3 protein-coding genes and 1 pseudogene are annotated in these 1,968 nt (G+C 71.1%); 2 read left to right on the plus strand and 2 right to left on the minus strand.

What is annotated here, in order from left to right:
- Together VB059_RS12605 and VB059_RS12610 are read right to left on the minus strand one after the other, a co-directional pair.
- A pseudogene (locus tag VB059_RS12605) lies at positions 1-471 on the minus strand (hypothetical protein); the annotation flags it as partial.
- A gap of 209 nt (positions 472-680) precedes the next feature.
- Positions 681-980 carry a hypothetical protein gene (locus tag VB059_RS12610; RefSeq protein ID WP_323422380.1) on the minus strand — a complete coding sequence of 100 codons (300 nt, stop codon included), beginning with the start codon at positions 978-980 and terminating at the stop codon, positions 681-683.
- A gap of 104 nt (positions 981-1,084) precedes the next feature.
- On the opposite strand from VB059_RS12610, the gene VB059_RS12615 reads away from it, so the two are divergent.
- Positions 1,085-1,492: a hypothetical protein gene (locus VB059_RS12615; protein ID WP_323422381.1), complete on the plus strand. Its 408-nt coding sequence runs from the start codon at positions 1,085-1,087 to the stop codon at positions 1,490-1,492.
- 55 nt (positions 1,493-1,547) lie between these two features.
- The coding region (locus tag VB059_RS12620) for a hypothetical protein (RefSeq protein ID WP_323422382.1) at positions 1,548-1,968 on the plus strand (421 nt) is incomplete at its 3' end.

Genomic DNA, 1,968 nt, shown 5'->3' on the forward strand with positions numbered 1-1,968 from the left:
GGGGCCAAGCGAGACGGTCGAGAGCCGGCGCGGCTGGTGGTGCGTCGAAGCGCCGCAGTCCAGCAGCACACCTTCACGCAGCTGACCGGCGACCTTCGCGGCCACCCAGTGCGGACGCCGCCACGGCAGCCCGCGGACCTCGACCCACAACTGTGCGGCCAGCACCTCGTCCACTCGATCGTCGGCCAGTCCCAACCGGCGGCGGACGCGCAGGGCGGTCGGGAGGAGGAGCCACGCGAGCACCAGCGCTGCATCCCCGTCGTCGGCCCCATCGAACGCCGCCAACCGAGCCAGACCCAGGAGGACGTCGTTGGCGACCGCGGGATCGGCCGCCCGTCGCCAAGCGTCCAGTCGACACGGGTCGCCGACGACCCCTAGCCGGGGCTCGACGGCGACCCATCCCGCCCAGTGTTCCTTGACGACGGACTCCAGCCGTTCGTCCTGTAAGCCCAACATCTCGGTGATGTTCATTGCCGTGGTCCTTCCGCGTGGTTATGCGGGAAGATCACCAATCGGACGTTGTTCCTTTCGTAGTCCACAGGGCTCCGCGGCATCGAAACGCGGCTCAGGACGCAGCCTGAGCTGACCAAACCGCCTGGCCGGCGGACCGTTGCCCCGCGTAGCCCCCGACACGTTTGACAGAGACGCGCGATGTGCCACCGCGCGCGAAGTCCGCCTCTTCACTTCACGGAAGCGACGAGGACTGCATCGGCCACGCCCGGACGATTCGCGATAATCAGCGGGTGAAGAACGTGATCGGGCCGGGCGGCGTGCGATATCCGGTCACGCCCGACATCGAGCGGCTCCTGCGCTCCATGGACCGTCGCGCGCTGCAGTCGCTGGTGCTCGAGATGGCGGCATACAGCCCCGAGGCCATGCGCTCGCTGCAGCTGCGGGCCACGCCCGAGGACGAGCCAACGGCCTCCGAGCTCCTGATGGCCGTTGACGCTGCGCTGGCCGGAGTCGACCTCGACTACCACGACCCCTTCTACGAACCGTCGACGACGGCGTCCAAGGGGTCGAGGAGTCCGTCGACGAACTGGAGCGGCACCTCGACGGCGGCGCCCACCCCGTGGTGCGACGAGTGCTCCAGCACCTGCTCACCCGGCTCGGCGACCTGGCACGGGACGCCGACAACGCCGACGCCCTGCTCGAGGTGGCCGAACGGGCGTCGGCGCTGTTCGGGCGCGCGGTCGCAGGCCACCCGGACCCGGTCAGGCTGGCCCGCTGGGTGGTCGCCTTTCGGGTCGAGTACGGCGGCTGGCCGTCGCTCACGTTGGACGCCGTCGCCCACGCGTTCGACGAGCCCGCCTGGGACGCCTACCGCGCGGGTGTCGCGGCGCTGGGCGGCGGTGGACCGGCAGCAGACCCCTATCGCAGCGAGATCGACCGTATGCTGCTGGAACTGGCCGACCACGACTGCGACGTCGAACGGGCGGTCGCCCCGGAAGTGACCGCCCGTACTACCGGGAGATCATCGGCCGGCTCGTGACGCAGGGCGGCCAGCTGACATCCTCGCGTGGCTGGACCGAGCCGTCACCCAGGGCATGGACGTCGCCTGGCGGGCCGGACCCACCATCGTGCCCGTCGAGGACGCCGTCGACGCCTACCTGGACGGTGGGCGTCCGGACGCCGCCCTCGCGATCGCCCGGACCCTGTTCGACCGCGACCTCAGCGTGGACGCCCTCCGGTTGCTGAGCCACGTCGCGGAACGGTGCGGACGCCAAGACGAACAACGCACGTGGGCGTTCGAGCAGGCCACCAAGCGGGCACACAGGGGTGGCGGCGCCCACCTCGTCAGGCTCCACCTCGCCGACGGGAGCGTCACGCACGCGTGGGAGGCGGCGGACGCCTTCGGCGCAGGCCACGCCTGGCGCGAACTCGTGGACGCCTCCGCAGACGGCTTCCCGCTCCGGGCGGGCCGCTTGTGCCTGACTCAGGCGCTGGAGTCCCACCACACCCGACTCC

The sequence above is a fragment of the Raineyella sp. genome (assembly GCF_034933565.1).
In the GTDB taxonomy this organism is placed as follows: domain Bacteria; phylum Actinomycetota; class Actinomycetes; order Propionibacteriales; family Propionibacteriaceae; genus Raineyella.